Source organism: Streptomyces sp. NPDC006365, from assembly GCF_042870755.1.
Classification (GTDB): domain Bacteria; phylum Actinomycetota; class Actinomycetes; order Streptomycetales; family Streptomycetaceae; genus Streptomyces; species Streptomyces xiangluensis.
The window spans coordinates 890113-912009 of sequence record NZ_JBIAHS010000001.1; the positions used below are offsets into that span (position 1 = coordinate 890113).

Below are 21897 nucleotides of genomic sequence, written 5' to 3' on the forward strand. Positions count from 1 at the left end.
GCATGGCACTGATTCTGGTGACCGGGGCATCCAGCGGACTCGGGCGCAACACGGCGAACGCGTTGGCCGACGACGGGCACGACGTGGTCATCCACGTCCGCAGCCCAGCCCGTCTCACTTACGTGGATGACACCGCTCGGTGGAAAGGCGTCGTCGTCGGGGACCTCGCCGAGCTGGACGAGATCCGCGGCGTTGCCCGGCAGGCCGTTGAGTTCGGCCGCTTCGACGCCGTCATCCACAACGCCGGCGTCCTGCACTCCCCGGAAGCGGTCACCGTCAACACCGTCGCGCCCTACGTACTGACGGCCCTGATGGACAAACCGGCCAGGCTCATCTATCTCAGCAGCTCCATGCACCGAGCCGGCTCCACCGACCTGGAACTGCTGGCCGCCGGCACCGCTTCCTACGACGACAGCAAACTGTGGGTCACCACCCTCGCGCTCGCCCTCGCGTCCCGGTGGCAAGGCACCTCGAGCCATGCGGTCGACCCCGGATGGGTCCCCACACGCATGGGCGGCCCCGGCGCATCGGACGACCTGGCCGCTGGGCACCGAACACAGGTGTGGCTCGCCACCGATCACGATGTGACGCCGGGTACCGGCGGCTACTGGTACCACGAGCAGACGCAGACACCGCATCCTGCGTCGCAGGACAAAGAGTTCCAGGCTCGACTCATTCAGGTCCTGGAGAACCACACAGGCGTTCCGCTCGACTGACCGCGACCCCGCCGCAATCAGATCGCTCAGCACGGTCGCCGCGACGGGAGGCAGGCGCAGGCTTGGGGGGGCCTTCGCAGGCCCGTTGATTGCGGGCGGGTCCTTGAGGCGCCGGCGCGGGAGGGCCTTGCGGCGCACCATGCGGGGGTCGGGCGGAGTGATCTCGGGCGCCACGCAGAGGCAGGGCTCACCGTCTGCACCCTCTGGCTTCCCGGTACGGTTCGGGGTCGCCAGTGGCCCCTCCCTGGACGGGGTCGACGACGAACCGCTCGTGCAGTCGTCCGGAGCCGATCTCCTCGCATGCGTCGATGATCGCTTCGGCGATGTCCGACGGCAGCAGGCCGAGGTCACGGTTTGCCTGCGCCCGCCGCCCGTTTGACGGCGGCCAGTGAGGCGATCAGGTCGGGGAACTGGGCAATGGTCGACCCGGTGATCGCGAAATTCACCACAGCCCGCACGGTGTGCACGCCGACGTAGGCGTCGGCGGGGACCTTCTTGTCTCCGACCAGGTCGTGCTCCATGCGTGTGGTCTGAGCCAGCGCCATCTGACGCTCCTCGTCCTTGCGTGCCCCTTGACAGGCCACCGCTTCCGGCCTCAGTGTTACCGGCCGACACGCAGAATGCAATATATTGCATATGACGGGAGCCTCATGGATCTCTCTCACACCCGCGCCACCAGCACAGACACTCCACCGACCCGGCCCAAAGGATTCTGGCGGCGCTGTCTGAAGATGCCGATCGGAATCCAGTCGATCATCGCTGTCGGCCTCGGAGCCCTCATCGGATCCCTCGCCCCGTCCGCGGGCGAGCAGATGAAAATCCTCGGGGAGGTGTTCCTGAACCTGGTGCAGGTCGTCGTGCTGCCCCTCGTCTTTCCGCTCATCGTGCTGGGCATCGCCCGCATGGAGTCGATAAAGAAGGTCGGCCGGATCGCCGGCAAGGCCATCCTCTACTTCGAGATCGTCACCACCGTCATCCTGCTGATCGCGGTGTGCCTGGCCAAGTTCACCGGCATCGGCAAGGGCGCCCCCGTCGAGGGGGCCGACGCCACGGACCTGGACGGCATGAGCCAGGGCATCGACTTCCATGAGCTGGTCCTGCACGCCGTACCGAAGAACATCTTCGCCGCGTTCGCCGAGGGCAACCTGCTCGGCGCGATCGTCTTCGCCATCCTCGTGGGCGTCGCCATGGCCGCAATCGGGGAGAAGTCCCAGCCCTTCGCCTCCGTGCTGGACTCCGTCGCCGCGGTGATGTTCAAGGTCGTCGGCTACGTCATCCGGATCGCGCCGCTGGGCGTGCTCGGCTTCATCTCGTACGACGTCGCCCACTACGGCTTCGGCAACCTGCGCAGCCTGATCGGCTTCATCGCCGTCGTCTACGCGGGCCTGGCCATCGTGGTCGGCGTGCTCTTCCCGCTCATCGCCGCGATCTACCGCATCCGCTACGTCAACCTGCTCAGGTCCATCGCCGGGCTGGCCGGGATCGCCTTCGTCACCCGCAGCTCCGAATCGGTGCTGGCCCCGCTGATGGGCAAGCTCGAAGGCTTCGGCCTCAGCCGGTCGACGACCTCGTTCGTCGTCCCCCTCGGCTACTCCTTCAACACCGACGGCTCCGTCCTCTACCAGGCGGCCGCCCTGGTCTTCCTCGCCAACGCCTACGGCGCGGACACGTCCCTGCCCCCCCTGCTGCTCATGGTCGGCGTGCTCGTGATCCTCTCCAAGGGCATGGCCGGAGTCGCCTCCGCCTCCATCGTCGTCCTCATCGCCGCCGGCAACTCCATCGGCCTGCCTGCCGAGGGCGTCGCCCTGCTCCTCGGCGTGGACTTCATCGTCGACATGGCCCGCACCGGTGTGAACGTCGTCGGCAACTCGCTGGCCGCCGCCGTCATCGACAGCTCCGAGAGCCGGCGCGAAGCCAAGCGCGGCAGCCGTGACACCCCCCACGCCCCGGCCGCGACCGAGGCCACGGCCCTCCAGAAGGAAACCGCACGGTGACCGTCCCCACCACCGAGATCATCGGCATCCTGGGCGGCATGGGCCCGGCAGCCACCGCCGACTTCTACGCCAAGCTCGTCGCGACCACCCCCGGCTCCAGCGACCAGGACCACCTCCGTACGGTCATCTGGTCCGACCCCACCATCCCCGACCGCACCGAGGCCCTGCTGGGCAACGGTCCCGACCCCACGCCCTGGCTTCTCGACGGCAGCCGCGTCCTGCGCGAGGCCGGCGCCACCGTCATCGCCATCCCGTGCAACACCGCGCACGCCTTCGTCCCACGCATCGCCGATCACGTCGGCCTGCCCATCGTCCACATGATCGGCGAAGTCGCCCGGCACCTCACCACGGTGAGCCCGCCCGTCCACACCGTCGGACTGCTCGCCAGCAGCGGCACCGTCCGCGCCGGCCTGTACGAGGAGTGGCTGGACCGCTTCGGCATCCGCCTTGTGCTGCCCGATTCCGCCAGCCAGGATCGCGAGGTCATGACCGCCATCCACGCGGTCAAGGCCGGCACCCACGACGGCACGACGACCGCACTGCTGACCCGTGCCGCACAGCGCCTGACCGAACAAGGCGCGCAAGCGGTGATCGCGGGCTGCACGGAAATACCTCTTGGCCTTCCCATCGACGCCGTGGACGTCCCCCTCATCGACCCGGCGCTCGTCCTGGCCCAGACCCTGGTCCGCAGGGCCACAACCGAGAGCACGGCCGGGTAGGACGGGAGGCCGATGTACTGTACGCAATATGTCACTCGACAGTCCTGTCTCCCGCCGCCTCCTCAGCGACGAGGTCTTCCACCGCCTGCGCGACTCCATCGTGCGCGGCGAACTCGTCCCCGGCGAGAAGGTCAAGGACGGTGAACTCGCCGAGCGCCTCGGCCTGAGCCGCACCCCGGTGCGCGAGGCGCTCGCCCGGCTCGCCGACATCGGACTGGTCGAAGCCAAACCCGGCGTCTACACCCGCATCACCACTCTCAACCGCCGTGACGTCGAGAAAACCCTCGCCGTCCTGCGCTCCCTCGACCAGCTCGCCATCGAGACAGCTGTGCCGGTCATGACCGAGCAGGACCTTGAGCGCATGCGCGAGGCCAACCGTGACTTCGAACAGGCCGTCGCCGCCAACGACACCACCGCCGCCCTAGCCGGCGACGACCGCTTCCACGCCGTCCCCATCGCCGCCGCCGACAACCCTGTACTCAGCCGGATCGTCGAGCAGCTCCACCCCCAGATCCACCGCATCCTCTACCGCAAGTTCTCCACCCTCCTCGGCGGCCGCAACACCATCGAACACCACGACCAGCTCATCGACGTCTGCGCCGGCGGCGACGCCCGCGCCGCCGCCGAACTCTCCGGACAGCACTGGTCCGAGCTGGGCGGACACATCAACCAGCTCTTCGACACCAACCAGTTCGCCGAGGCAGCCACCGGCTAGAACGCCAGTCTCTGTCGGCGCCGACCGGGCTCCATACGGACGACGTGAACTCAGCCCTCCTCGACCTTGTCAGCTCCAACCGGACCAGCCGGCGGGGCACTTCGCGCCTCGGCGCGTGCGGCCAGACCGAGTACGTGCATCACCTGGTCGATCGTCGCCGTCAGCGAGTTGGTCGCCGGGATCACCGTTTCGATGCCGCCGGGCAGCAGGTCCAGGGGCCGGTACCACGACCGGAGTTCGGTTTCGCCGACCATGTGGGCGATCGGCTTGGTGGCGTGCCGGGCCAGGGTCTCCTCGAAGGGGACGTCCAGGTAGAAGCAGTGGGTCCGGCCCGGGTAGTCGGCAAGTAGCCCGGCGAGCATCTCGCCGTAGTGCGCGACATACAGGATGCCCTCCAGCACGGTGTGGAAGCCGTGTTCGAGGGCGTGCCGGACGGTCAGGTCGATCAGGCCGATGTTTGCGCCGCCGGGAATGTCCCGTTCGCGCAGCACGTCGCGGCGAAGCGTGTCCTGGCTGACCAGGGCGATGCCACGGCCATACCGCTCGCGCAGGCCGGCAGCCACCGAGCTCTTGCCGGAGGCGCTGTTGCCGCGCAGCACCACCAAATGCGTGGAGGATGAGGATGTCGTCATCCGGGCCACCGTATCGATCACTCCGGCAAGTTCGGACTCTGGCTTCTCCACCCGCAGGGGAGTGCGCTCGCCACACCGTTGCCCGGCGTACCCACCGCTGACGCGGGGCGGGGCGCTGGTCAGGCAGCCGGCTGGGCGGGGTGGGTCCTGCTGATCCAGTGCGCTGTCACCGCGAGTCAGCCATCCCCGCGTTCTGGGAGCCGCGGCGGCCGGCCACCAACGTTTGACCAAGACGCCTACCGTCGGCGCAACGCCATCGAGCGCTGCTTCAAGGGCTCGATGGCTTCCGCGGCCAACGAGATACGAGAAGACCGCCACCTCCTACGAAGCGGCGGTCATACTCGCATCGTTCCTGCCGTCGCTGGTGTCGAAGGCAGGGGATCAGACTGTTTCACCTCGGCAAGGTATCGATCACTCGATACCGTCACCGGGGCAACAGCATCCCCACCCCATGGCCGGATGCTCTGACCGGTCCCCGACTCCAACGGCATGATCTCGTGGAGTGCCCGGTGCCCGGTGCCCGGTGCCCGGTGCCCGGTGCCCGGTGCCCGGAGACGGGCACGCCGGGTTCGGCGGGCGGGCCGGGGAAACCCATCGGGAGTAATCCCGGCAGGGCGCCCCGGTCCGACCCAACAACCTCGCCCAGGCCGTGGAACGGTGCGTTTCCCAGCACTGCACCTGCTTGCGCGCTGCTCCACCAGCAGTAGAGCCCGCCCCGGCCCCGGCGGCCGAGGAGACGCCCACATCACCTTGGCCCATCGGCCACCGTTTCGCCGACCGCATCCGTGCCCGCCATGCGCAGGTCCACGCACTCTGGAAGCCGGACACAGCCGGCGCTCGATCCATCGTCAGCTCCGCATGGCTTACCGCACCGTCAAACAACTCGCGGACGCCCAAGCTCCCGAAGAGCTAGCGGCGGCGGGGCCGGGGCGGATCGGCGCATCCCGATCGGACCTGTCGGCGGTCGGCTCAGAAGGCCGGTGCGGATCGCTCCGTGAGCCGGCTCTGATGCCGTGCTCCGAGCACGGCATCTCTCAGCCGTTTCTGAGCAATCGTCAGGCACGCGTAGACCGCTCCCTGTGCCGTCGACAGACCGATCAGATGCGGACCCGTCCTGATCTCTGGCACCGCCGGAAGGGTCTGGTCGAGCCGCCCGCGCACCTGGGGAAGCACGACGTCGACGAGCGGACGCAGCCGGCCCACGAAGTGGACCGACTCCGGGTCCAGCGTCACGGCGACGACACTGACAGCGGTCACGATCGCCGTGGTGAATGCCTGAAGCACCTCGGCGTGCGGCGCCTCGGTGCGTGGTTGCAGCCAGAGGTCCTCGACGCGCTCCAGGTCGAGCCCCCGTTTGCGGGCGAAGCGAAGGAGACCCCTCGTGCTCAGCAGTTCGTCGAGGATCTCGTTGCCGACTCCGGAGGAGAGTACCCCGATGTCGCCGAAGGTGGGTGTGCTCCCACGGGCGAGCTCGTGATCTGTGCAGTGGGCGAAGTTCAGTATGGTGCTGAGGCTGAAGAGCGCGGCGTTGGTGATGGTGGCGTCGTCGGTGAGGATCCCGAGCAGGGCCGCGTTGGCGTCGCTGTCGAGCAGCACGGGTGCGTCGACCTGGTCTTCGATGGCTCTGTGGAAATCGGAGCCCGCGAAGATTTTCATCGACTCCGCGGGGCCGAAGATCTCCGTGCCGCCCCGTACCCGCCCGGGCACTGCGACGACGATCTGCCGCAGGGGGCCCTGCGCGGACTCGGCGGCCTGCGCGATCAGGTCGACCAGCCATCGTGCGGCGTCCGCGACCTCTTGGTGATCGGCGGTGGGAACCGTTACATGCTGGATCTCGCGGCCCCTGAGGTCGGTCACCAGCACGCCGGTGGTCTGTGCGCCGAAGCTGACACCGGCGACGTGGCCGGCCGTGCCGGACAGGTCCAGATAGGTGGACCGGCGGCCGCGGCCGGTGACCTCGTCGATCCCGCAGTCGACGAGGAAGCCGTCGGCCCAGAGCTCCTCCACCGCTCTGAAGACCGTGGCCCTGCTCAGGCCTGTCAGCCCGGTGAGCTTGTTCCGTGTCAAGGGCGCGTGGGAGAGGACCACGTCAAGGACTGACGCTTTGTTGTAGTCGCGGGAGGTTGGGTTGGTGGTCACGTGATGACCATAGCGAGAGCGGTTCGCCGATCGGGCCGGCACCGGTTTGGGCGGTACGACAAAGGGCGACGCGGTGACAAGCGGTTGTTTCGACGGACTTGTCGTTCCCGCCTGGCAGCCCTCGAAGGTGTCCTTGCCGGAGGCTTCCGCCTTGTCGGAGGGTTCTCAACTCATCTGTCATGCACCCAGAGCGACTGACGCCACTGGCAGAGAGCAGGGACATGAAGAGTGTCGACGTGGCGATCTTCGGGCCGGCCTGACCGGCCTCTCGGCGGCACTTCACCTGGCACGGAAGGGAATCGTCAGTGCGCCGATCTTCGTGTTCCGTGAGTTCCAACGGCACCGCGTCGGCTTCTCCTACAACGAGGGAAGCGGCCGCTGCTTCGGCCGCCGCTGGTGCGTAGGCCATGCCTAGGAGGCACTGCTTGATCGTGACGGGGACCAACTGATACGGCGCTGACGGCGCCCCTCTGGCGGTGAGGCGTGCTAGTCCCCGCGATGGCGGCGTACTCTCCCTGACACACGTGCCGGCCCGCGCCGGCTGCCTCCTCCATCCGGGTACGGGGACCCAATATCGTTTGGGCCTCGCCAGGTCCGGCCCACCCCACTACAAGCCCCTCGCGCTGGGTCGCCCCTACCCGTAACCCTCCTGCTCAACGGGACAGGCGGCGAGCCAGGGGTGCCCAGCAGGCATTGCCCGCTCCGGATTGGCGGCGCCCCAAGGGCCGTCCGCGGCGAGATGTGCGATGACGAGAACACCCTCATCGTGCATGCGGAGGGCTGCTGGGACCCCCAAGATCCGGGTAGTTTCTAGTCTCAGGTTGAAACTGAGATAAATGATGGTACGGTTTCGACCAACGCAGCGAGCAGCCCCGGACAAAGACTGAAGGTGTGCCTGCCGATGACTTCGACGATTAGTCGGGCTCTCGCCCACTACCCCAATAGGTTCGATCCGGGGGTACTGAGCGAACTCCCCGAACACCTCCAGGAGACGATCCAGCGCCGCGACAAGGTGCTGGGCCCTGGTTACACACTCATCTACAAGGAGCCGGTCGAGTTCGTCTCCGGTCACGGGGCCCACCTGATCGACCGGGACGGCAACGACTACCTCGACGCCTACAACAACGTCCCGTGTGTCGGACACGCCCACCCCCACGTGGCCGAGGCGGTCGCCCGCCAGATGACCGCGGTCAACACCAACACGCGCTACGTCCAGGAAGCCCTGGTCGACTACGCGGAGCGGCTTCTGGCGACCTTCCCCGAGGAACTGTCGCGGCTGAGCATCGCGTGCAGCGGTTCGGAGGCGAACGACCTGGCGGTGCGTGTGGCCCGCTTCCACACGGGCGGCGAGGGCATCATCGTCACCCGCTGGGCCTACCACGGCCTCACCCGCGAGGTGGCCAGCTTCTCGCCGACCCTGGGCTCGGGATCACCGCTGGGCCCGAACGTCCGGTTCATCGATGCTCCTGACCCGCGCCTCGTCGCGCCCGGATCCACGCTCGCCGCGCACATGCGGCAGCAGGTGCGCGGTGCGATCGAGGACCTGGAGCGCCACGGCTACCGGCTGGCCGCGCTGATCACCGACTGCGCCTACTCCAGCGACGGCATCTTCACGGATCCCGTCGGATACATGCAGGCCGTGGTGGCGGAGGTGCACGCGGCCGGCGGTGTCTACATCGCGGACGAGGTGCAGTCGGGGTTCGCCAGGCTCGGGGAGTCGATGTGGGGCTTCACCCGCCACGGCGTGGTGCCGGACATCGTCACCCTGGGCAAGCCGATGGGCAACGGAATTCCGATCTCGGGTGTGGTCTTCCGCCCCGAGGTCAGCGAGAAGTTCGGACAGAACGTCCGTTACTTCAACACCTTCGGCGGCAGCTCGATCCCCGTGGCCGCCGGCGCCGCGGTGCTGGACGTCCTGGAAAAGGAGAATGTGCGGCAGCGCGTCCTGGAGAGCGGCAACGCTCTGCGCGCGGGGCTGCGGGGGATCACCAAGGATTCCCCTTACGTCGCCGAGGTCCGCGGCGCCGGCCTGTACGTCGGCGTGGAGATCGTGAAGGACCGGGACACCCTCGAACCCGACCGCGCGCTGACCGACAACGTCATCAACGACATGCGAGACCGCCGGATTCTCATCAGCGGCACGGGCCCCTCGGCGAACACTCTGAAGATCCGCCCTCCGCTGGCCTTCGACTCCGCCGATGTGACCCGATTCCTGGAGACCTTCGCCGAGGTCGCGAAGAACCGTCTGTAACAGGCTGGCCGAAGGGACTGACCGTGAACACCTCACCAGCTGCGAACCATGCTCAGCGGCTCCTCCAGGAGAGCGGCCTGACGTCGTCCCACGAGCCCATCGACGTGATGCTGGTGAGCATTTTCCTTGAGGAGCACTACCGCCTCACCGGGCGCTTGGGGCGACTGGCGACCGAGAAGGACGACACGTTCAGACTCAGGACCGACTCGAGCAACTACCTCGTGAAGGTCTCACCGCCTGACGAGGCGGAGGCGGTTGTCGCCCTCCAGACCGCAGCGATGCGCTACCTCGAAAGCACCGCTCCGTACTTGCCCGTCCAGCGGGTGAAGCTGACCGCCGACGGAGACGACCATGTCACGATCAGGCTGAACGACGGCAGGACTCGGGTCCTGCGGGTGTTCGACTTCGTCGAGGGCCAGATCCTGGCCGAGACGAACCCGGACGCCGAGCGGCTCGCCAAGGCGGGCGAGATGCTGGGGCGAGTCGACGTGGCGCTCAGGACGTTCACGCACCCGGCGGACCGACGAGGTCTGGCATGGGACATCCGGTACTTCCACCAGCTGGCCGAACTGGTCGAGCACACGCCGAGCCCCGAGCACCACCAGTTGGCTGAAAAGGTCTTCCGGCTCTTTGGCGAAAACGTCGTCCCGAGGCTGAGCGATCTCGAAGCACAGGTGATCCACGGGGACTTCAGCCCCTACAACGTCGTGGTGGATCCGAAGAACGAACACGTCATCACCGGCGTCATCGACTTCGGCGACACGATGCGCAGTGCGGTGATCTTCGACCCCGCCGTTCCCATGGCGAACCTGCTCGCCAGGACGCCGGATCATCCCTGGCGGGAGGCCTGCGCTTTCGTCGCCGGCTACCAACGCAAGCGGCCGATCAAGGACTCGGAACTTCCGCTGCTCCCGATTGCCGCACTGGCACGACTCACACTGCGCGCGCTCCTCACCAACTGGCGAGCGGAGCGCGCACCCGAACGGCGCGAGTATCTCCTCGGCCACGCCAAGGACGACTGGACCCATATCGAGCACGCCTTGGCCGTAAGCCTGGACGACGTCATCGCCCAACTCCGGTAGGTCCGTCATGGGCATGCCTGAAAAGGCCACCCTATCCAGTTCCCGCAGAGAAGGCTCCCTGCGAGACATGCGCGTCGCAACGCCGCATGCCACGAGGGCCGAGAACGCGGCGTCAGGTGCCCTGAAGGCGGTACTTCGGGGACGTGGCTCCGCTCCGGCGAGCCGCCTCAGTCCTCCTCGACGAGGGGTTCGCCCCCGCGGTGCCGCCGCCGTTCACGAACTCCAGCGGAGCGACGGTCTCGACGGCGGCGATGGCCGCGGCGCGGCGGTCGGCCAGTTCAAGGCCGGAGAAGCGCTGCATGGCGCGGAGGGCGGCTCGCTTGAGCGGAGATCCGGGCTGGTTGTCGCCGAGGCCGGCGATCTGGCCCTCGTAGGACATCAAGCGCAACGATCCACGGCCGCGTCGATAGCGGCTGCCGACCGCGCGGTGTAGCGTCGGTATTCAGCTGTCGTGGTTCCGAAGTCCCGTTCGCCCGTGATCACGATCATGGGCGTTCTTGCTGTTCAGCGCCTCTCCGGACCAGGGCACTCACCTCCCGGGTCTGCAGGGTGCGAGCCCGGGGTTCCTCGAAGGAGCAGGCCATGGCCAAGGGCACCGTGAAGTGGTTCAACAGCGAAAAGGGTTTCGGCTTCATCGAACAGGAGGGCGGCGGACCCGACGTCTTCGCCCACTACTCCAACATTGCCGCTCAGGGCTTCCGCGAGCTTCAGGAGGGGCAGAAAGTTGAGTTCGATGTCGTGCAGGGCCAGAAGGGCCCGCAGGCGGAGAACATCCGCCCGGCGTGACCACAGCCCCGCAGGACCAGATGGAAGGCCGCCACTGGGGCGCCTACAGGTGAGATCACTGTCTCAGCTCAGGTCCTTGAGTCAGTCGGCGGCCTCCGCGCCGCTTGAGGTGCGCGGGTTGAGCCGGTGGATCTCGTCGATCAGCACCAGTCCACCCCGACCGCGGTGTAGGTGCGGCAGGCGGCGGTCGTGATATTTGCGGTGGTCATGCGGGTGGTGACGGTGTGGGCCAAGGACCAGACCGAAAGTGGGGCGAAGGCGGAGCGGATGTCCACGCTGACTGACTGACTGACTGACTGACTGACGCTGTGCTGTGGCCCAAGCTGTTCCGCCGCCTGGCCGACCACCTCCAGTTCAGTGACGGTGGCCCCGCACTCGACGGCTTCCCCGACTGCCTGGAGCAGCGGGACGATCGGCTGTTCATCCTCACCACAGGGCATTGGGCCGGACTGACACTGTCGTCGACATCACCAATGGCAACACCGTACGACTCACCACGCACCCGAGGACCTCCTCCTCGACGAGAAGTAGCCGCCTCCGGCCGGATGCCGGTGCCCCGCCCCCGCCGGGCCTTTCCGAGGCCGTCCTCGCGGGACCCCGAGTTCCGTCGCGCCGCGCCGCATCGACCGTGGCTTCACGCCCATCGCAGCGACGGCCAGGATTCCTTTGACGGTGCGTAGGAGGGATCGCCGGCCGCGATGGCCCTGGCGCAGGCGGCTTCCGGCCGCTATTCAACCGATTGGTTGACAAGCCCGAACCTCGGTCGTAGGCTATTTAACCAATCGGTTGAATACTGGAGGTGCGAGGTGGCCGACGACCAGCTGTCGCTGGTGTTCTCCGCACTGGCCGACCCCACGCGGCGCGACATCGTGGCCAGGCTCGCCGCCGGGGACGCCACGGTCAACGACCTGGCCGAGCCGTACGACGTCACGGTGCAGGCCGTGTCCAAGCACATCAAGGTCCTGGAGGACGCAGGTCTGGTCAGTCGCAGCAGAGACGCCCAGCGGCGGCCCTGTCACCTCGAGGCAGAGGTCTTCGACCTGATGACGAAGTGGATCGAGCGTTATCGGCGCGAGGCGGAGGACCGTTTCCGCCGTCTCGATGCCCTCCTTGGACAGATGGGCGAGCAGTCGGCGACGGGTACCCAGGGGAAAGAGGCGGCATCATGAGCACCACCGACACGCACCACCACAACGAGACGCGGATCGTGGCCGACCCGGATCTGCCCACAATCCTGATCATCCGGGAGTTCGACGCTCCGCCGGAGCGCGTGTTCCGGGCGTACACCGACCCCGAGCTGGTCGTCCAGTGGCTCGGCCCGCGTCGGCTCACGATGCGGATCGACCAGTACGACGCGCGCAGCGGTGGTTCCTATCGCTATGTGCATCGCGACGACGACGGTACCGAGTACGGCTTCCACGGTGTGTTCCACGAGGTGCGCCCCAATGAGCGCATCGTGCAGACCTTCACCTACGAGGGCTTTCCGGAGGGCGTCAGCCTGGAGACGGCCGTCTTCGAGGACCTTGGTGGTCGCACCCGGGTCACCGGCAAGTCGCTCATGGACTCCATCGAAGCCCGCGATTCGATGCTCAAGAGCGGCATGGATCACGGCGTCCGCGAAGGCTACGAGCGGCTTGACGAGCTGCTCGGCGGCCAACAGGGCAACAGCGCCGGCCGACACACCGAGACGGGATCTTGATCATGGCGAGAACAGCAGCTGATGAGCACCGCACCGTGGCACGTGCATTCACCGACCTCGTACGCGGCACGGACCCACAGGCATGGGGCAACCCGGCGCCGTGCGAGGGGTGGGTCGCCCGGGATGTCGTCCGTCACCTCGTCGAGTGGTTCCCCGCCTTCCTGAAAGCAGGCGCCGGAGTCGAACTACCGAAGGGGCCCTCGGTGGACGACGACCCGGTGGCAGCCTGGGCGACGCACCGCGATGGAGTGCAGGCCCTCCTCGACGATCCGGCCACCGCACACAAGCTGCTGTCGAACCCGCACATCGGTGAGGTCCCACTGGACCAGGCGGTCGACCGGTTCTACACCGCCGACGTCTTCATGCATACCTGGGATCTGGCACGGGCAACCGGCCAGGACGCACACCTCGATCCCGACAGATGCACCCAGTTGCTCGACGGGATGCTGCCGCTCGACGACGTGCTCCGCGCGAGCGGGCAGTACGGCCCGCGGGTCGAGGTGCCGGAGACAGCCGACGTCCAGACTCGCTTGCTCGCCTTCATCGGCCGCAAGTCCTGACGAGTCGGATTTGCGCTACGCGGCAGCGAGTTGGAGGAGTTCCGGAACGCCCTGGGCGTCCCGGTAGGGCTGGAAGCGGGGGAGCAGGTCGTCGACAAGCTGCACGCAGCGGGGTGCTCCGATGTGACGGGCCAGGAGCAGGGACTGGGTGGCGACGGCCGCGGCGGGCTCGGGTTCCTTCAGATCGAGGTAGCTCGCGGCACGGTAGGCGAGGAACACGCCGCGGGTCTTGTCCCGGGCCGCGGGCAGCAGGCGTTCACCCTCGGTGATGAGCCGGTGGGCGCGGCCGATGTCGCCGAGGTCCAGGAGGGCCTGGCCGGAGTCCACGGCGAGGTCGGCCTCGGACACCCAGGCGCACCATGGGGGCCGGTCGGCGCCGGCGTCGTTGAGGTGTTTCTCGGCCGCGGTGAGGGCGCGCGGCACGGCGCGTCGTTCGTTTCGGTCGCCTCGTGCGGCAAGGGTGCGGGCGAGGCGCAGTTGGAGCAGGCAGCGGGCGGTGGGGTTCTGAACGCGGGTCAGGGCATGGTTCAGGAAGCTTGCCGCGGTGGTGTGATCGCGGCGCCAGGCGGCCTGGTAGGCGAGGTCGCCCAGGAGGCCGGCGCCCATGTCATGGTCCCCGGCCGCGTGGGCGTTGTGCAGGCGGGCGATCCAGTTCCGTCTGGCGTGGATGTGGCGGCCCAGGTCGAAGCGGTGCCAGGCGACGGTCTGGGACAGGGAGGCGGCCAGGGTGTGCAGACGGAGCCGGAGGGCGGGCGTGCAGCGGCCGTGCTCAAGCAGTTCGGCCACCGTGGACAGACCGGAGACGAACTCCTCCATCATCATGCCCACCGCATGGCGCGCGACAACCAGCGGATGACTGGTGGTCCCTTCCACGTTCCCGTCCAATCACTCAGCGCACCTGGCCGGTGACTCCTTCTCTGAGGCGGGACCCCCGCAGGACGCCCTCCAACTGGCCGACGGAGCCGAACAGTTGGGCCGATTCTCGTGGAGCCGCGGCACGCGAGGCGCGCCAGCAGGAGCCCGCCGGCACCGCGGTCACCGCAGGTGACGCATGCCGCGCTCGGGACGCGACCGAGAGGCCTCAAGGCCTCGCTGACAGGAAGGAGTTGTCCGGACCCCAGCTGCGCCGATGAGTTCCGGGGCCCGGTGGGGTCTACCTCTGTACGAGCGAAAGCTGCACACGAGTTCTGTGAGGGGACCATGATCACCCACGCACTACCACCCGTCGTCGACGCCGCAACGTGGGAGCGCCAACTCCAGGCGCTGCGTGCCCGGGAGAAGGCCGCGACGCGGGAGCTTGACGCCATCGCCGCCGAGCGTCGTCGCCTGCCGATGGTCGAGATGCCCGACTACACCCTCGAGGGCGAGGACGGCCCCGTTCGGCTGGCGGACGTCTTCGAAGGCAAGAGGCAACTGATCGTCTACAACCACATGTGGTTCGCCGGCAAGGAATGGCAGTGTCCGGGCTGCACGGGGTTCACCTCGCAGTACACCCGCCTGGAGTTCCTGGACAACTACGATGCGCGATTCATCATCGTCACCCAGGGCCCGATCAAAGAGGCACTCGCCTACAAGCAGCGGGTCGGCAACCAGATGACGTGGTACTCGACTGCCAACAGCTCATTCGGGGCCGACGTCGGTGCACCGCCCGACGGAGGATTCGCGGTCAACGTGTTCCTGCGCGACGGCGACACCGTCTATCGCACCTGGCACACCAACGGCCGGGGCACCGAACAGCTCAGTCACACCTTCCCGCTGATCGACGTCCTGCCGTACGGACGGCAGGAGGAGTGGCAGGACTCGCCCGAGGGCTGGCCGCAGTCGCCCACATACAGCCGGTGGGCGACGTCCAAGGACATCGCTGCGCTCTATGGTTCGGGCTCTGGCGGCGGCTGAACGACCCGCATCGCGGGGAAGGTGTCGTAAACCTCCTGTCCTGTGTCCGGCCTCCCAGTCCGGGCGCGGGTCCACGAAGGTTGGCGACACCTACACGCCCGTCGCGGGCGGACACCGTGGTGGAGGTCGTGGCGGGCGTGGTGACGGCAACCCGGCCGCGCAGCTCGTCAAACAGAAACCGCGCGAGCAGCGAAGCCACCCCGCCTCAATCGCCAACAACCGCGAACGGCCACAGCTCGGACCAGTGACGGCATGCGCCCCCGTGATCTCCTTCCGCGCCGAGCGCACCGCGCTGGAGCCGGACGAACAGTTCCGTAGACGCCCCTGCGGCTGCTGACCGACCTGTAGCGCCAGGTCACGTCCTGCCCGGGGCCGGGGAAGCGAGATCAGGGACAGGGGCGCCCGGCCGGGATGCAGGGCCACCCGCCGCGGGTGAGGCTGGTGCCATGTCCGAGCGCCACGTGATCGTCTACCCGCCGTCTGCGACCGACGGCCGCACGGTGCGCATCGAGGACCGGATCCTCGGCAGCGCGTACAGCGTCCACGACCTCACCGTGTTCCTGCAGAAGGCCGGCCTGGCCGGCTGGACGCACTGGACGCCGCCGAGTTGGGGTTGATCGAGTGGCATGGAGGCGGGCCGGAGGTGTGGAAGCCCTGAACATGCGCAAGAAGGTGCAGGGTCGCACGGAGCGGGATGTGGAGGCTGTTCTCGACGAGCTCTACATCACGCCGCCCTCCGCCTTCGTGGCCCGTCGTGAGGAGCTGGCGGCCGCGGCCAAGGCGGCCGGCCGCGTGGAGGACGCCCGCCGGATCCATGCCGCCCGCCGCCCCACACTCGCGGCCTGGGCCGCGAACCTGCTGCTGCGCTCTCAGCCGGCGGAGAGTCAGCGGTTCCTGGAGCTGGGGCGGGCGTTGCGCGAGGCGTACGACAGCCTGGACAGCAGTGGGATCAAAGAGCTGTCCGCGCAGCGCCGGCGCGTCGTCTTCGCCTTGTCCCAGCAGGCCGGGCAGCTTGCTGGGGAGGCCGGGCACCGGCTGTCGGACACGGTGCAGCAGGACGTCGAGTCCACACTGCGCGCCGTGCTCGCCGATCCGGACGCGGCCGACCGATGGGCCACCGGCCGCCTGGAGGGCGCCCTCACCCCCTCATCGGAGTTTCCCTCCGGCCCCGCCCCGGCGGCCCGTACTCCGCGGAAGCCGAGCCGGCAGGCGGCCCCTCCGCCATCGGCCCGGACGCGGACGAAGGAGGACGAACTCGCCGAACGGCGCCGCCAGAGGCAGGATCGGCTCGATCAGGCCCGCAGAGCAGCCGAGGAGGCCGCGCAGCGGCTGCGCGACAAGCGCGCCGAACAAACCGACGCCGACACGGAACTGCAGCGGGCACGCGACCGCCATGCCCAGGCCCATCAGCAGATGTCCGCTGCCGAGCAGCAACTGCAACAGGCGCGGGAGGAGCTCCAGCGAGCCGACCATGAACGACAGGATGCCGAGGAACGAAGCCACGCGGCCGCCGACGCGCGCACCCGGGCCGAGCAAGAGGCACGCCAGGCTGCGCAGGAGGTGAAACGCCTGAGTGCACGCAGCAGGTAGGCGGCACCCCGGACACCGGTGCAACCCGGACCGGATGACCCCGGCCGAGGAGACGGCCGCCGACCTCACCGCCACCGGTGCCGGCGCAGCCTCGCTGGGCGACGCCATCGGTTCCAGTAGCCCTGGTGCTCCTTTGAGATCAGCAAGTCCCAGGGCATCAGCGCGGTGACACCCTCTGCCCAGGGCACGTACGCCAGGTGCACCGCGGTGGCCTTCGTGCCCGGGCCGCGACACAGCAGCCGTCGCGCGACATCGAGTGCTGCCGACGCGAATGCCGTACTGCCTCAGGAGGCGATCGAGCCGGGCGATGTAGCTCCCGGGCAGGAGCGGGCGGATGGTGGCGGGGTCGATCGTCTCGAACGAGCCGACAAGGACATCCGGTACGCCAAACTGCCGCGCCCTGCAGGAGATCGCGCCACCCTCTGGGCCTACGGCTCCAGTCGCACGGCAGGGCGGGCGGTTCTGGACTCACCGAGCCACGGTCCCGCCCCGCCAGGTCACGGGACGTAAAGGAATGTGCCAGGCGCGGCGTCGGTGCCGCCTGTGGTGGTCACCGCGACGGTGACCTCACCCGAGGAGTGGGCGGGGGTCACGGCGGCGATCCGTGTGTCGGACAGGACGGCGAACGACGTGGCCGCGATACCTCCGAAGGTCACGCCCGTGGTCGTCGACAGAGCGGTGCCCGTGAGGTCGACGAGAGTACCGCCCTCGGTCGTTCCCGTGACCGGGCTGAAGCCGGTAACGGCCGGAGGAGTCACGAACTCGAAGGACAGTGCGACTGTCCCGCCGTGGCCCGTGACGACCAGGGGCACGGTGCCGGCCGCGACGGCCGGGGTGACGACGGTGAGTTCGCTGTCGGACACCACCGTTGGTGTGACGGCGGATTCGCCGAATCGTACGGACGTGGTGGCAGCGAGACCGCGCCCGGTGATGGTGACGGTGCTCCCGCCCGCGGTAGGCCCGGACGCTGGTGACGCGTCAAGGACAAAGGGTGGGGGGACGTAGTAATAGGGCACCGGATTGCTGGTGCCCCCCGGTGTGGTGACCGTGGCCTCGACCACGCCCGCCCCCGAGGGGGAAACGACCGATACCGAGGTGGCCGTATTGGCGGTGATCGTGGCTGGCTCAGATCCGAAGTGGACGGCTGTTGCGCCGCTGAGGCCAGTACCGGTGAACGTCACCACGGCGCCACCGCCGGTGGATCCCTGTTCCGGATCGATCGGCATGTTCATCCATCGCTTCCTGATCCACTCGGCACAGTTCGCGCATATCACGCTCCTTGCGCCTGGAGACCAACTGAGGGCAGTGAATAGCACTGCTTTTGCAGACGAGTTAGTAAGGAAATACCCGAGCTGAATCCGACTAAGCCAGAGCAATTGTTCGATGTAAACCGGAACTGGGCGCCGCACGCCGGTACTCGGAACCCACACTCGCTCGCCCACTGTCCCGCCGCCGACAGGCGATGCAGGCGCTGAGAAACGGCTGTACCAACCACACTGTCGGCGACGGTGCAATCGGGGACAAGACATACGACGGCTCCTGGCGCCGCCAGCAGGCTCAAGTTCGAACAGACCCTGTTGACCCGTTTGCTGGGCCAGGTGCCGGTGCCTCCCTAGGCCGACGTTTCCTGCGAACGGAAGAACTGGAGCAGCGGCGGATACGGCCAGAAGTGGGGTCCGCCGCTGAATGACATTCCTGGATTCCGAAGTCGAACGGAAACTTCCGCGCAGCCGTCGCGTCTCCCCCGACGACCTAACGGCACACCAAGACCGGCGTGCCGGCCGACGAGTGACACGGGGGAAACGCGTGCGTACGCGCAGGAGGCTCGGAGCGGTGCTGGCGACGGCGGCGCTGACCGTGGGATTCGGTGCCGTGGCGGCGCCGTCCGCCAATGCGGCACCCGGCTGCTGGACGAACGACGGCGGGATCAGGTGGTACTGCAACAACGTGTCGGGCGCGCCGGTGTACGGCATCATCGCCCTAGGAGAGCAGAGCCACGATCCTCCGCGCGCCGTCCGCCGAAGTCGTCGTCAGCCGGGCCCAGGACCCGTCCCGGAAGGAGATCTTGAAGTCGGACTCGGCCATGCTGAATCGCTTGGTCTCCGCGCTGACGATTTCCTGCCGCTTTGGCGGGGCCAACTATGCCAAGCGAGGCCACAGCACCCGCATGGCTGGACCTGGACCTGGACCTGAACCCGGGCCGGCGCTGAGCGCGGACACGCGGATCGCTACTGAGAAGCATTCATGCCCCGGCCGAATCACGGCCGTTGCTCTTTGGCAGCAGACGGTTTCGCCGTGTAGCGTCGCTCTCAGATGTCGTGGTTCGCAGTACCTGCCCGCGCTCCGGCGCGGGCGCTTTGCTGTGCAGTGCAGGACCAGGGCGATCACCTCCGGATCCGCGCGGTGCGGGTCCGACATCGACTGGAAGGCACCAGCATGGCCAGGGGAACCGTCAAGTGGTTCAACGCTGAAAAGGGCTTCGGCTTCATTGCCCAGGACGGCGGCGGACCGGACGTCTTCGCGCACTACTCCAACATCAACTCCTCCGGCTTCCGCGAGTTGCTGGAAGGCCAGGTTGTGACCTTCGACGTCACACAGGGGCAGAAGGGCCCGCAGGCGGAGAACATCACGCCCGCCTGACGGCGCGGTCAGACCTCGTCGGGCCCCCGGAACACGGGCGGATTCGAGGGGTCGTTGCAACACTGCTGGTCAGCTGGCTAGGTCCAGTAGCTTAGCGAGGCGCTCGGCTGGGGTTTCCCAGCCGAGCGTTTTGCGTGGGCGGCTGTTGAGCTCGGCGGCGACTGTGTCGAGGTGTTCGCGGGTGTGGGTGGCGAGGTTGGTTCCCTTGGGGAAGTACTGCCGTAGCAGACCGTTGGTGTTTTCGTTCGAGCCGCGCTGCCAGGGGCTTGCCGGGTCGCAAAAGTAGACCGGGATGTCCGTGGCGAGGGTGAACTCATGGTGCCGGCTCATCCCGATGCCCTGGTCCCAGGTCAGGGACCGCTTGAGGTGGGCGGGCAGGGTGGTGACTCGGTGGGCAGTTCGCCGGCCTCCTCAAGGTGTCGCCGGGTGAGGTGGAAGGCGCGCTGCCACTCCACGGGCCAGGCGTGGTCGTGCACCGGGACGGGTCGATCTCCTCCAACTGCTCGCGCCGGTCCTCCGACAGAGCGTCGGCCGACGACTGAATCGGCAACCCTTCGGCACGCCGCTGCTCGATCTCGGCGGCCTTCCGGGCTGCGGCCCTGGCGTTCCTCGATCACGTGACGCCGTGGTGGATCTTGTACTCGATCCACCTGCCCGGTGACACGGCTTGTATCGGAGGGAACCGCGGCCCTGGTCGGGCTCGTGTCCTGGTACGCGTGGCAGGGAAACCGGGCGAGGCTCGCGGGGGAATCATGCAGATCATCGAGGTGACCGGGTATGCCGTCCGATCTGCTGTGATCACCATGAGGCGCACAGGGGCGCCACTTGAATTCGTGATCTTCCCGATGCTGCATGTGGCTTCGCCGACGTTCTACTCCCAGATCCGCATCAGGCTCAAGGAATGCGACCTCATAGTCATGGAGGGAGTCCGAGGGAATTCGGTCCGAGTGAGTGCCCTCACACTCGCGTACAGGTTCGCCCCGCGGCGTCGGCGCAACGGTCTGCAGGAGCAGCGCGAGGAGCTGCTACTTCCCAAGGATGTGCCGGTTATCAACCCGGATGTGACCGCGACGGATGTGATCGCGGACCTGAAGACACTGCCGCGGTGGACGTACTTGCTGCTCATGGTCGCGGCTCCCTTGATGGGTTTGGTGATCGCGCTGCGCGGTCCGCGCGCTTTCCTCGATGAGGACCTGGTGGTCGAGGATCTGCCGTCGACGCTGCGGGCGGAAATGATGGCCGACGATCCTGTGGCGCATGCGTTGACCGGTCGGCGCGACCAGCGGTTGCTCGCCGCGCTCGGCGAGATCCACGCGGAGCGCGGCGACGAGCCGATCCGGGTGGCCATCGTCTACGGAGCGGGCCACGTCCCGGCGATCGTGTCGGGTCTGGTGAATCGTTGCGGGTACCGGGCACGTGAGGCGGAATGGCTTACCGTCCTTGTCCCGGCGTAGCTGCCACTTCGAGTCGATCTGTGAATCGGCACGTTCTTCGTCACCACGATCGAGTTCCGGCCCACTCTCGAACGCCAGCGAGACGACGCGGCAGCGAAGGGACAAGTCGCACGCGAGCAGATCTTCGACGGACTCCTCAGCCGACTCGATGGGGAAGCGTCCTGACTGGCCCCCATTCAACATGAACGATTCGATCTGACCAGCGTCATGCACCGATATCCCCATCGGGCGTGGAGCTGTCCATGCTGCATCACTGCACGACGTCAGGTGCTTCGACGGTAAACCTCACAATGTCGACTTCGGCATCGGAGGGCAGGCCGGGATAGTGGCTCTGGAGGCCCTTCCTGAGCTGGTCGATGCTCGTGCTGTCATCGAGCCGAGCATGTGCGGCGGTGAGGCGATCGAGCCGGTGGTGTTCGACGCCGGTGACGGTGCCGTTCAACGTGCGGTGGGCTTCGTCGTCCTCGAAGAGGAAGATTGCGGGACCCGGCGCGATCTGATCGTCGTAGCGGATGGTGGAGGTTTTCCGCGCGGTGGCGATGGCCTCGTAGTAGCGCTTGTTGAACCGAACAATTCGACGCGCATCGGCATCGGGGAAGAAGTAGGTGTCCGGCAGAAGCTTCCGAATCGGGCGCAGTGCCGGCCCGTCGTCGGTCGGTACGGCGACGAAGATGTCGGGATGGAGGTCGAGAAGGGCTTGGCGGCAGCGGCCGCACGGCGGGACGAGGCCGCGACCCTGATCTCCCGCGGCGGCGATTGTGACGAGCGGACCGGCTCCCGCTGCTGCGGCGGCACCGAGTACGACGAGCTCGGCGCACGGTCCGCCGGTGAAGTGGTAGACGTTGACCGCCTCATGGATCCTGCCGGCCGTGTCCATCGCCGCTGCGGCTACGGTGTGGTTCGGGTCGCTCCCGAGGGCAGTAGCGAGCCGTTCTGCAGCCTCTATGACTCGGCGCTCGGAGTCGAAGAGCTTCATGGAGACCATGGCGTCGACCCTAGATAGGCCCAGCCGGACTCCTCGACT

Annotated in this window: 22 protein-coding genes and 3 pseudogenes; 16 read left to right on the forward strand and 9 right to left on the reverse strand. The window is 67.7% G+C overall.

The window, feature by feature from the left end:
- The first annotated feature begins 2 nt into the window (after positions 1-2).
- A complete protein-coding gene (locus tag ACFYO0_RS04125) occupies positions 3-716 on the forward strand; it encodes an SDR family NAD(P)-dependent oxidoreductase (RefSeq protein ID WP_388670193.1) in 714 nt (237 codons plus the stop codon).
- 347 nt (positions 717-1063) lie between these two features.
- Here the strand turns inward: ACFYO0_RS04125 and ACFYO0_RS04130 are convergent, their stop codons facing one another.
- Positions 1064-1261 carry a hypothetical protein gene (locus ACFYO0_RS04130; RefSeq protein WP_388670196.1) on the reverse strand — a complete coding sequence of 66 codons (198 nt, stop codon included), beginning with the start codon at positions 1259-1261 and terminating at the stop codon, positions 1064-1066.
- A 186-nt stretch (positions 1262-1447) separates the two neighbouring features.
- Here ACFYO0_RS04130 and ACFYO0_RS04135 point away from each other — a divergent pair, with 186 nt between their 5' ends.
- Genes ACFYO0_RS04135 through ACFYO0_RS04145 form a run of 3 tightly spaced genes read left to right on the forward strand, consistent with a single transcriptional unit; the run spans position 1448 to position 4144 of the window.
- Positions 1448-2710, forward strand: coding sequence for a dicarboxylate/amino acid:cation symporter (locus tag ACFYO0_RS04135; protein ID WP_388670199.1), 1263 nt, complete (start codon positions 1448-1450; stop codon positions 2708-2710).
- On the forward strand, positions 2707-3429 hold the full coding sequence (locus ACFYO0_RS04140; protein WP_388670202.1) for an aspartate/glutamate racemase family protein: 723 nt from the start codon (positions 2707-2709) through the stop codon (positions 3427-3429). Before ACFYO0_RS04135 ends, ACFYO0_RS04140 begins: the two co-directional genes overlap by 4 nt.
- Positions 3430-3457: 28 nt before the next feature.
- Positions 3458-4144, forward strand: a complete 687-nt coding sequence (locus tag ACFYO0_RS04145; RefSeq protein ID WP_388670205.1) for a GntR family transcriptional regulator — start codon at positions 3458-3460, stop codon at positions 4142-4144.
- A gap of 50 nt (positions 4145-4194) precedes the next feature.
- Here ACFYO0_RS04145 and ACFYO0_RS04150 read toward each other — a convergent pair whose 3' ends face one another.
- The gene (locus ACFYO0_RS04150; protein WP_388670208.1) at positions 4195-4776 is read right to left on the reverse strand and encodes an AAA family ATPase; all 582 of its coding nucleotides are present in this window, start codon (positions 4774-4776) and stop codon (positions 4195-4197) included.
- Between the two features lie 969 nt (positions 4777-5745).
- Positions 5746-6915 carry an ROK family protein gene (locus ACFYO0_RS04155; protein ID WP_388670211.1) on the reverse strand — a complete coding sequence of 390 codons (1170 nt, stop codon included), beginning with the start codon at positions 6913-6915 and terminating at the stop codon, positions 5746-5748.
- Positions 6916-7213: 298 nt separating this feature from the next.
- On the opposite strand from ACFYO0_RS04155, the pseudogene ACFYO0_RS04160 reads away from it, so the two are divergent.
- The 3 genes and pseudogenes from ACFYO0_RS04160 to ACFYO0_RS04170 all read left to right on the forward strand — a co-directional run.
- A pseudogene (locus tag ACFYO0_RS04160) lies at positions 7214-7294 on the forward strand (thymidylate synthase (FAD)); the annotation flags it as partial.
- A gap of 522 nt (positions 7295-7816) precedes the next feature.
- Positions 7817-9166 carry an aspartate aminotransferase family protein gene (locus ACFYO0_RS04165; RefSeq protein WP_388670214.1) on the forward strand — a complete coding sequence of 450 codons (1350 nt, stop codon included), beginning with the start codon at positions 7817-7819 and terminating at the stop codon, positions 9164-9166.
- 23 nt (positions 9167-9189) lie between these two features.
- Complete coding sequence (locus tag ACFYO0_RS04170; protein ID WP_388670217.1) at positions 9190-10248, forward strand: phosphotransferase; 1059 nt, start codon at positions 9190-9192, stop codon at positions 10246-10248.
- Between the two features lie 112 nt (positions 10249-10360).
- Here ACFYO0_RS04170 and ACFYO0_RS04175 read toward each other — a convergent pair whose 3' ends face one another.
- Entirely contained in the window at positions 10361-10627 is a 267-nt protein-coding gene (locus tag ACFYO0_RS04175; RefSeq protein WP_388670220.1) for a hypothetical protein, read from the reverse strand.
- 203 nt (positions 10628-10830) lie between these two features.
- Between ACFYO0_RS04175 and ACFYO0_RS04180 the strand changes: the two genes are divergently transcribed.
- Positions 10831-11034 (forward strand): cold-shock protein, encoded by a 204-nt coding sequence (locus tag ACFYO0_RS04180; RefSeq protein ID WP_033318262.1) that lies wholly within the window; start codon positions 10831-10833, stop codon positions 11032-11034.
- Positions 11035-11118: 84 nt separating this feature from the next.
- Here the strand turns inward: ACFYO0_RS04180 and ACFYO0_RS04185 are convergent.
- Positions 11119-11255 (reverse strand): annotated as a pseudogene (locus ACFYO0_RS04185) (ATP/GTP-binding protein); the annotation flags it as partial.
- 585 nt (positions 11256-11840) lie between these two features.
- On the opposite strand from ACFYO0_RS04185, the gene ACFYO0_RS04190 reads away from it, so the two are divergent.
- From ACFYO0_RS04190 to ACFYO0_RS04200, 3 genes are read left to right on the forward strand one after another with little or no spacing between them, the layout of a single operon-like run.
- Positions 11841-12203 (forward strand): ArsR/SmtB family transcription factor, encoded by a 363-nt coding sequence (locus tag ACFYO0_RS04190; RefSeq protein ID WP_388670223.1) that lies wholly within the window; start codon positions 11841-11843, stop codon positions 12201-12203.
- Positions 12200-12733 carry an SRPBCC family protein gene (locus tag ACFYO0_RS04195; protein WP_388670226.1) on the forward strand — a complete coding sequence of 178 codons (534 nt, stop codon included), beginning with the start codon at positions 12200-12202 and terminating at the stop codon, positions 12731-12733. The genes ACFYO0_RS04190 and ACFYO0_RS04195 overlap by 4 nt, the downstream gene beginning before the upstream one ends.
- A gap of 35 nt (positions 12734-12768) precedes the next feature.
- Positions 12769-13293 carry a TIGR03086 family metal-binding protein gene (locus ACFYO0_RS04200; protein WP_388670229.1) on the forward strand — a complete coding sequence of 175 codons (525 nt, stop codon included), beginning with the start codon at positions 12769-12771 and terminating at the stop codon, positions 13291-13293.
- 15 nt (positions 13294-13308) lie between these two features.
- Here the strand turns inward: ACFYO0_RS04200 and ACFYO0_RS04205 are convergent, their stop codons facing one another.
- Positions 13309-14166, reverse strand: coding sequence for an XRE family transcriptional regulator (locus tag ACFYO0_RS04205; RefSeq protein WP_388670232.1), 858 nt, complete (start codon positions 14164-14166; stop codon positions 13309-13311).
- Between the two features lie 327 nt (positions 14167-14493).
- On the opposite strand from ACFYO0_RS04205, the gene ACFYO0_RS04210 reads away from it, so the two are divergent.
- The 3 genes from ACFYO0_RS04210 (at position 14494) to ACFYO0_RS04220 (ending at position 16779) form a co-directional block, all read left to right on the forward strand.
- Complete coding sequence (locus tag ACFYO0_RS04210; RefSeq protein WP_388670235.1) at positions 14494-15189, forward strand: DUF899 domain-containing protein; 696 nt, start codon at positions 14494-14496, stop codon at positions 15187-15189.
- 446 nt (positions 15190-15635) lie between these two features.
- Positions 15636-15806, forward strand: a complete 171-nt coding sequence (locus ACFYO0_RS04215) for a hypothetical protein (protein WP_388670238.1) — start codon at positions 15636-15638, stop codon at positions 15804-15806.
- 43 nt (positions 15807-15849) lie between these two features.
- Positions 15850-16779, forward strand: coding sequence for a hypothetical protein (locus ACFYO0_RS04220; RefSeq protein ID WP_388670868.1), 930 nt, complete (start codon positions 15850-15852; stop codon positions 16777-16779).
- Positions 16780-17276: 497 nt separating this feature from the next.
- Here the strand turns inward: ACFYO0_RS04220 and ACFYO0_RS04225 are convergent, their stop codons facing one another.
- Positions 17277-18011 carry an IPT/TIG domain-containing protein gene (locus ACFYO0_RS04225; protein ID WP_388670241.1) on the reverse strand — a complete coding sequence of 245 codons (735 nt, stop codon included), beginning with the start codon at positions 18009-18011 and terminating at the stop codon, positions 17277-17279.
- Positions 18012-19215: 1204 nt separating this feature from the next.
- Here ACFYO0_RS04225 and ACFYO0_RS04230 point away from each other — a divergent pair.
- Positions 19216-19419 (forward strand): cold-shock protein, encoded by a 204-nt coding sequence (locus tag ACFYO0_RS04230; RefSeq protein WP_388670244.1) that lies wholly within the window; start codon positions 19216-19218, stop codon positions 19417-19419.
- 69 nt (positions 19420-19488) lie between these two features.
- Here ACFYO0_RS04230 and ACFYO0_RS04235 read toward each other — a convergent pair.
- Positions 19489-19806, reverse strand: a pseudogene (locus ACFYO0_RS04235) (IS30 family transposase); the annotation flags it as partial.
- 365 nt (positions 19807-20171) lie between these two features.
- On the opposite strand from ACFYO0_RS04235, the gene ACFYO0_RS04240 reads away from it, so the two are divergent.
- Positions 20172-20873 (forward strand): hypothetical protein, encoded by a 702-nt coding sequence (locus ACFYO0_RS04240; protein ID WP_388670247.1) that lies wholly within the window; start codon positions 20172-20174, stop codon positions 20871-20873.
- A 250-nt stretch (positions 20874-21123) separates the two neighbouring features.
- Here the strand turns inward: ACFYO0_RS04240 and ACFYO0_RS04245 are convergent, their stop codons facing one another.
- Entirely contained in the window at positions 21124-21858 is a 735-nt protein-coding gene (locus ACFYO0_RS04245; RefSeq protein ID WP_388670250.1) for an ASCH domain-containing protein, read from the reverse strand.
- Positions 21859-21897: the final 39 nt, after the last annotated feature.

What these genes read in the sequence shown, in the direction of transcription:
- ACFYO0_RS04125 (WP_388670193.1), top strand. Translation starts at nt 3, where the DNA reads ATGGCACTGATTCTGGTGACCGGGGCATCCAGCGGACTCGGGCGCAAC.
- ACFYO0_RS04130 (WP_388670196.1), bottom strand. Translation starts at nt 1,261, where the DNA reads ATGGCGCTGGCTCAGACCACACGCATGGAGCACGACCTGGTCGGAGAC.
- ACFYO0_RS04165 (WP_388670214.1), top strand. Translation starts at nt 7,817, where the DNA reads ATGACTTCGACGATTAGTCGGGCTCTCGCCCACTACCCCAATAGGTTC.
- ACFYO0_RS04230 (WP_388670244.1), top strand. Translation starts at nt 19,216, where the DNA reads ATGGCCAGGGGAACCGTCAAGTGGTTCAACGCTGAAAAGGGCTTCGGC.
- ACFYO0_RS04240 (WP_388670247.1), top strand. Translation starts at nt 20,172, where the DNA reads ATGCAGATCATCGAGGTGACCGGGTATGCCGTCCGATCTGCTGTGATC.
- ACFYO0_RS04215 (WP_388670238.1), top strand. Translation starts at nt 15,636, where the DNA reads ATGTCCGAGCGCCACGTGATCGTCTACCCGCCGTCTGCGACCGACGGC.
- ACFYO0_RS04150 (WP_388670208.1), bottom strand. Translation starts at nt 4,776, where the DNA reads ATGACGACATCCTCATCCTCCACGCATTTGGTGGTGCTGCGCGGCAAC.
- ACFYO0_RS04220 (WP_388670868.1), top strand. Translation starts at nt 15,850, where the DNA reads ATGCGCAAGAAGGTGCAGGGTCGCACGGAGCGGGATGTGGAGGCTGTT.
- ACFYO0_RS04180 (WP_033318262.1), top strand. Translation starts at nt 10,831, where the DNA reads ATGGCCAAGGGCACCGTGAAGTGGTTCAACAGCGAAAAGGGTTTCGGC.
- ACFYO0_RS04135 (WP_388670199.1), top strand. Translation starts at nt 1,448, where the DNA reads ATGCCGATCGGAATCCAGTCGATCATCGCTGTCGGCCTCGGAGCCCTC.
- ACFYO0_RS04225 (WP_388670241.1), bottom strand. Translation starts at nt 18,011, where the DNA reads ATGAACATGCCGATCGATCCGGAACAGGGATCCACCGGCGGTGGCGCC.
- ACFYO0_RS04175 (WP_388670220.1), bottom strand. Translation starts at nt 10,627, where the DNA reads ATGTCCTACGAGGGCCAGATCGCCGGCCTCGGCGACAACCAGCCCGGA.
- ACFYO0_RS04245 (WP_388670250.1), bottom strand. Translation starts at nt 21,858, where the DNA reads ATGGTCTCCATGAAGCTCTTCGACTCCGAGCGCCGAGTCATAGAGGCT.
- ACFYO0_RS04195 (WP_388670226.1), top strand. Translation starts at nt 12,200, where the DNA reads ATGAGCACCACCGACACGCACCACCACAACGAGACGCGGATCGTGGCC.
- ACFYO0_RS04145 (WP_388670205.1), top strand. Translation starts at nt 3,458, where the DNA reads ATGTCACTCGACAGTCCTGTCTCCCGCCGCCTCCTCAGCGACGAGGTC.
- ACFYO0_RS04210 (WP_388670235.1), top strand. Translation starts at nt 14,494, where the DNA reads ATGATCACCCACGCACTACCACCCGTCGTCGACGCCGCAACGTGGGAG.